Origin of the sequence: Fibrobacter sp. UBA3629, from assembly GCF_002374005.1 — a bacterium.
In the GTDB taxonomy this organism is placed as follows: Bacteria; Fibrobacterota; Fibrobacteria; order Fibrobacterales; family Fibrobacteraceae; genus Fibrobacter.
On record NZ_DFLC01000029.1, the window covers coordinates 1 to 6934 of the forward strand.

3 protein-coding genes are annotated in these 6934 nt (G+C 50.6%); all 3 read right to left on the bottom strand.

What is annotated here, in order from left to right; translation table 11 throughout:
• Positions 1 to 267 precede the first annotated feature (267 nt).
• Positions 268 to 672 (bottom strand): hypothetical protein, encoded by a 405-nt coding sequence (locus tag B2310_RS09170; RefSeq protein WP_290730751.1) that lies wholly within the window; start codon positions 670 to 672, stop codon positions 268 to 270.
• A gap of 168 nt (positions 673 to 840) precedes the next feature.
• Complete coding sequence (locus B2310_RS09175; protein WP_290730754.1) at positions 841 to 3843, bottom strand: hypothetical protein; 3003 nt, start codon at positions 3841 to 3843, stop codon at positions 841 to 843.
• Between the two features lie 38 nt (positions 3844 to 3881).
• The coding region (locus B2310_RS09180) for an FISUMP domain-containing protein (protein ID WP_290730757.1) at positions 3882 to 6934 on the bottom strand (3053 nt) is incomplete at its 5' end.

Below are 6934 nucleotides of genomic sequence, written 5' to 3' on the forward strand. Positions count from 1 at the left end.
CGCCGTAGTGGCTCTTGGTGCAGTGAGCGAGGTCGTCGTAGGTCGGGACGGAGGCCGTGCCGTCCTTTTCCGAGGCGGGCTTGCCGGAGCTGCCGTCGTCGCCGCAGGCGGCAAGGAACACGACGGATACAAAAGCAAAGATTCCTGCAAATTTTTTCATGATAAATCCTCTCTACAGGTTTTCTCCTAATTTCCCTGTATTTAAATATATAAAAAAGCCGCTCCCGGTGCATCTGCCGAAGCGGCTTTGAGTTTAATGGTTTAGGCTTAATTCGTCTTTATACAGTAAACGTAGAAATAATCGGTCTGTTTGTACGCATCGTTTTGGAAATTGAAAGAAATATAGTCCGTTGGAACCCATACCCATACGTAATCTTGGTATTTAATCCACACCCCGTTTAGTTGTTTTGCGGGCCAAAGGCGTTCAACATCGTAAGATACCCATGCTTTTTTAGAGGCATTGGTGTTCCCATTTATTGCGTTAACACGATAGTATATGTCATCGGTGAACCTCATGAGCCATTCCGCTTCGACTGTATTCGGGACGAGCCATCCACTAGGGCAAGCTCCACGAACATGGCCGGCCTTACGCTCTTGGGCGATCAGCGGGGCCTCGACGCGGAATTGGAATACCGCAGGAGATAACTGTTTTTTAAAGAGAATTTTTGCCATAGTGGCACCAAAAAAAGAAAAAAGGCACCCCGAACGAGGTTACCTTTTTCGTAAAAACATACTCCAAATGGACCATTATGGGCCAAAAAGGGGAATACCAAAAGAAAACGCCCGTCATGCGGAGCACGACAGGGCGAGAAGATTATTTGAAAGGGCTAGGGATTAAAATTACTTTTTCCAAGCATAAGTTGTAGTATTACCTGTAGTTGTTGCGGTACATGTGTACCCACTAATCGTTGTTCCTGGTGCAGCATTATATGCATTTGCATTTCCATTATATGTAGCAGCATTTTGGAAAGTACAAATTTTATTAGTAGCCGCTTCCGCCACAGTTAACGTTCGCCAACCTTCTCCCAAAATACACACGTAACCACGCTCAATGTCACAAGCTGACTTTAGATAATAACAGCCATTCATTGATTTGCATACTTTTCCCACTTCATTTTCAATTGCCGTAGCTTCTCGCCACTTATAACCACTATTATATTCGCAAACATATCCATTTTTCACTGTATATTCAACACTACTATAGCATAACGATCCTGTTGCAATTTCTGCGGTAGAAGCTTTTCGCCATCCGTTCGACAAACATATATACCCATTATGAACTTTATAATCATTCAGTGCTGATGTACATAATTGATCATTCGCAATCTCACCTTCATTCATTTCACGCCAGCTATACGAAACATTCGGCGATGTTCCGCTGCTTTCGCACCACCAATATATACTAGACTTTGTATTCGAAGCCAAAGTTAAGCCTTGACCATGATGATTAACGTTATCAGCATTACAGAAAGAGCGCATTTCAAAATCAGCCCTTGTTATAATCGACCACTCATCATTATCACAGTAGACATAATCTGCAGTTTTTTCACCTACTGCAGCCATAGTCTCATACGCAGAAAGTTGACTGGCACTAAGATTAGTCGTGTTACTTTCTCCAAAGAACCTAGCGTATTTATACGAATCTTTCTTTAGCACATCCATTACATATGTTTCATTATTCCACCCATAGTTAACATAACTGGATGCATTTTTACATGTTGCGCCATAGAGGTAGTTGAGCTTGTCCGTTTCAACCCAATGCAGATTATCACAATGGTAGTAATTGCCTTCCGACTTTGAATCGGGTATATTACCCAATCCAACATCAAGGAATTCACCCGTCCAACCCACGACATCTTGCATGGTCGCCTTGCAGAATCCAAGTTTATAAGTCACCGCATCGCTTGTGGTCCACTTTTGGGCTAAGCACGCATAGTATGCTCCAGTTTTCGTTTGAACAAGAGAAGAATCCTTCTTACTTTCGCTTCCGCACACACCAATTTCCACTTCAAGGTCACTTGCCTTACGCCATTCCTTAGCGTCACACACATAAAGACCAAGCGTAGCAGTTTCGAATGATGTTAGGTTTTTGTCTTCAGTGCAGGTTCCTACGGACTGCAGTTCATACGACAACTGGGTTGACTTTTCCCATTTACCCGCCGAGCACTGATAATAGTCACCAGCTTCAGTCTTGTAGACGCCATCGGCCTTTATATCCTTGCCACCGCACACGCCAAGTTCCGCTTCCACATCTGTCGCCTTGCGCCATACGCCTTCTCCATCGGACCATTCACAAACATAGCTTCCGGACTTTTCAGTCTTGGCGACTTCCATGTTCCGCTTTTCGGTGCAGAGTTTGAGTTCATAAGTGATATCGTCGATTTCAAGCCACTGCTTGCCGGTACAGACAAAGTATTCTTTGGACTTGGTAGCCACGTACTCGTTGTCGCGGTCTTCGGTGCATTCCTTGAGCTCGAACTGGGTCTCGGTAATCTTGTTCCACGAGCCGGCCTTGCACACGTAATATTCGGCAGTCTTCCCGCCCTTGTGCTCCTTGAACTGGCCTTCCATCTTGCCGGTGCAAAGGCCGAGATCGGTGTCGAGGGCGGTCGCCTTGTGCCAGCGCTTCGCCGTGCAGGCGTAGCCCGCGCCGTAATTTTCGCTATGCTTGTTCTCGTTCTTCTTGATGGTGGATTCCAGGCTGTCGGTGCATGCGCCGAGACCGTATTCATTTGTCCAGAACGCATAGAGCGCCGATTCGAAGTCGGGGACGGCCGCCACGAGCTTCATCGACTTCACGTTCTCGCGGATCGCGGCGAAGTTGTCGGTGCTGTCGACTTTCGAGGCCCAGTCGGCGAAGGCGGCGGTCGCTTCCGCGCTGTCGAGGCCGCCGGTCGAACCGAAGAACTCCTCGATTCCGCCGAGGAGGATGCCGAACTTGCTCGCGGAAAGTTCGCCCTGAAGCAGGATGGAGGCGAAAAGCAGGGCCTTGCCTGCAGAAGTCGTGTCGGAGAGGCTGAGTGCGGTCGCGGTCAGGTCGTCGTCGCCCTTGCCGCCGAACACGGCCAAAAGTTCCTTCGTCGCGCGCTTCTTCGCGGCGGGGACGTTGAACTTTTCCTTGAGCACGAGGTGCTTCGCGCGGGCGTATTCGAGGTCCGTGAACAGGTTCACGTTCGCCTTCACGGTCTTGCCTTCGCTCAGGTCCACGAGGGCAGAGAGCGTCGTCTTCGAGCCGCTAGTCTTCTTGCCCGTCACCTCGTTCTGGTAATAGCCGGAGACTTCCACGAGCGCGTACTGGCTCGGGAGAACAATCTTCTCTACCTTGAACGCGCCGGAGTCGCCAGAGACCTTGCCCGTGAACTTGGTCTTCGTCTTCTCGAGGAGGCTGTCGAGCCCGTAGACGGTCACCGCGGTGCCGCTCGCGAACGGGCCCTTCTGCGCGAAGCCCTTCACCGTGATGGAGTCGACCTCCACCTTCTCCACGTCGGCGGTCTCGGTGCTGTCGGCCTTCAGGCTGCTGGAAGATTTAGGCTTGTCTTCGTCGGCCTCGCTGCTGGAACTTGCCGCAGCGAGCAGGCTGTCGAGTTTCGACTCGTCCACCTCGGCCCAGTCCTCGCTGGTGCATTCGAAGTAGGCGCTTTCCTCTTCCACGAACACGATTTCGCCGTAGTGGCTCTTGGTGCAGTGTGCGAGGTCGTCGTAGGTCGGGACGGAAGCCGTGCCGTCCTTTTCCGGGGCGGGCTTGCCGGAGCTGCCGTCGTCGCCGCAGGCGGTCAGAGCGAAGGTGGTAAGAGCCGCGAGCAGCACACCTGCCACGACGCCTGTTTTTTTTAGCAAATCCATACCGGACTCCATCGGGAAAGAATGTTTTAGGGTGATTTTTACTGTCTGTTCTTGATGCAGCGGAGGTATGCGTACGACCTTTTGCTGATCTTATCATACTTACCATTGGTATTCGTCAAGTCCGCATTCATAAAGCAAGCCGCATCGGTAATATTATTTGTGGCAGACCACCAACAGGGGGCTTCTTCATACTTGTTTCCTACATAGCGACCGAAAACGTCTTCAGGAAGCAATCCTTTTTCATTCATTTCTTTGAACACCCAGTCGTCTTCGCTAGATGTCGGTTCATGCCACCCAGCGGGGCAGGCCCCCTGATTAACGACATTGCTCAAATCTAGATAACTATCGAGATATACCTGTGGCTGTCCTGCCGCCGCAGTCCAAGTATATAGGACTCCATAATTGTTACAATTTGCAATCTTATTCTGGTAACACGTCCAGTTCGAGCTGGAATCATTATCATGGCGGTAACGCAGGTTATCAACCATCACCGTATCATCATTGACATCCACTATGCGATACGTGTTGTTATCACGGGTATCGGTCATAGTCGCATAACCATGTTTTGACCACGTATGAGCCGTGGTATCTACACAGCGGTACATGTCGCCGCTATACTTGCCGAATCGCTCATAATTTTTCCTAGTTTCGCAAGGTGTATTCAACGTTTTCTCCATAGCCATTGCATTACGCCAGCAATAACCATTTATTTTATTTGACAGACAGCTACTAGTACTAGTGTGTGCAGAACAAACATATTTCCCTGAATACAGGATATTATTAGTTTCCGTAACAGCACCATTATCGTTTCTGCTAAGTTTTCCACAGACTTTGCCCGTTTCCAACTCAACTGGATCAGCAGTTCTCCAATTCGTATTACCGTATTGACAAACATAGCCATTTACTATTCTTGTATTAAAATTTTCTACGCAAAAACTCCCCGTCGCAATTTCTGCCGCGGTAGTATTTCTCCACTGGTATTTTGAGCCGTCATAATCACATGCATAGTTGCCGTAGATTCCCGACTTACGTGATTCACACAAAAAACCGACAGCCTTTTCAAAAGTCGTTGCATTCCTCCAGGCGTACGAACCATTGCTTTTATCACAGGCATAGTTACCATCCACGCCCTTATTCTCGTAAATGCAAACTTTTCCGGTAATATTCTCGGCCGTCGTGGCAGTTCGCCAAGCATAAACGGAGCCATTCAATTCACACACATAGCCTTCATGGACCACATTATCATTCAATCCTGGCCTACAGAAGGCGTTGTTCGCCATTTCTCCCGCAGTCTCTTCCCTCCAGCTATAAACAGCACTGCTGCCCGAGCCCGTATGGACACAGGCAAATCCTTCCACCAGAGTGGAATCAATGTCCTTATTACAGAACCTCCCTGTTGAATAGGTTCCCCTGTCAATCTCTTCCCAATTCAAATCTTTGCAGTACCAGTACTTATCCATGGCCGCTTTCATGTAGCCCGCATTAGAAGTCGTACAATAACCTAGAGTATAAGTCAATTCATTGGTGGTCTGCCACTCTCCATCCATGCAAACATAATACTTGCCCGCATCCGACTTCTTGAAAACACTGTCCTGGGTGCATTCCGCCTCAAGTTCAAAGGAAACTGCATCCGTTTCTTTCCATTCATTCTTGCAGACGTAGTATTTTCCGCCCTTCTGTTTGAAAGATCCCTTAGGATATTCAGTAGCGCCACACACTCCGAGGTCTGCTTCTAACGAGGTAGCCTTGCGCCATTCCTTGTTGTCGCATACATAGAGCCCGATATTTTCCGTTTCGAAAGTCGTCAGGTTCTTTTCGGCGGAGCACTCGCCGGCATCCTGGAGTTCGTAAGACAGCTGGTCCGATTTTTTCCACTCACCCGATGCGCACAAGTAATAGTCTCCGCCTTTGGTCTTGTAAATTTTACCGGCAGTCACGGACTCGGTTCCGCAAACACCCAGTTCGACGTCCGCGTCACTTGCCTTGCGCCAGTTGCCGTTTTTGCCGTCCCATTCGCATACGTAGCTGCCGGATTTCCCGGTCTTGCCAAGCTCCATGTTGCGGTCTTCGGTGCAAAGCTTGAGTTCGTAGGTGACGGCGTCCAGTTCAATCCACTGTTTGTCCGAACAGACGAAATAGCTGCTGTCCTTGGTCATCACATACTCGTTGTCGCGGTCTTCGGTGCATTCCTTGAGCTCGAACTGGGTCTCGGTAATCTTGTTCCACGAGCCGGCCTTGCACACGTAGTATTCGGTCGACTTCCCGCCCTTGTATTCCTTGAACTGGCCTTCCATCTTGCCGGTGCAGAGGCCGAGTTCCGTGTCGAGGGCGGTCGCCTTGTGCCAGCGCTTCGCCGTGCAGGCGTAGCCCGCGCCGTAGTTGTCGCTATGCTTGTTCTCGTTCTTCTTGATGGTTTCCTCGAGGCTGTCGGTGCAGGCACCGAGGCCGTATTCCTTTGTCCAGAACGCATAGAGTGCCGATTCGAAGTCGGGGACGGCCGTCACGAGCTTCATCGCCTTCACGTTCTCGCGGATCGCGGCGAAGTTGTCGGTGCTGTCCGCCTTGCTCGCCCAGTCGGCGAAGGCGGCGGTCGCTTCCGCGCTGTCGAGGCCACCGGTCGAACCGAAGAACTCCTCGATTCCGCCGAGGAGGATGCCGAACTTGCTGGCCGAAAGGTCGCCCTGCAAAAGGATGGAGGCGAAAAGCAGGGCCTGGCCTGCAGAAGTCGTGTCGGAGAGGCTGAGCGCGGTCGCGGTCAGGTCGTCGTCGCCCTTGCTGCCGAACACGGCCAAAAGTTCCTTCGTCGCGCGCTTCTTCGCCGCGGGGACGTTGAACTTTTCCTTTAATACGAGGTGCTTCGCGCGGGCGTACTCGAGATCCGTGAACAGGTTCACGTTCGCCTTCACGGTCTTGCCTTCGCTCAGGTCCACGAGGGCAGAGAGCGTCGTCTTCGAGCCGCTAGTCTTCTTGCCCGTCACCTCGTTCTGGTAGTAGCCGGAGACTTCCACGAGCGCGTACTGGCTCGGGAGAACGATCTTCTCTACCTTGAACGCGCCGGAGTCGCCAGAGACCTTGCCCGTGAACTTGGTCT

Excerpts from the sequence above, each read along its gene's own strand:
- B2310_RS09170 (WP_290730751.1), bottom strand. The coding sequence starts at position 672 with ATGGCAAAAATTCTCTTTAAAAAACAGTTATCTCCTGCGGTATTCCAA.
- B2310_RS09175 (WP_290730754.1), bottom strand. The coding sequence starts at position 3,843 with ATGGATTTGCTAAAAAAAACAGGCGTCGTGGCAGGTGTGCTGCTCGCG.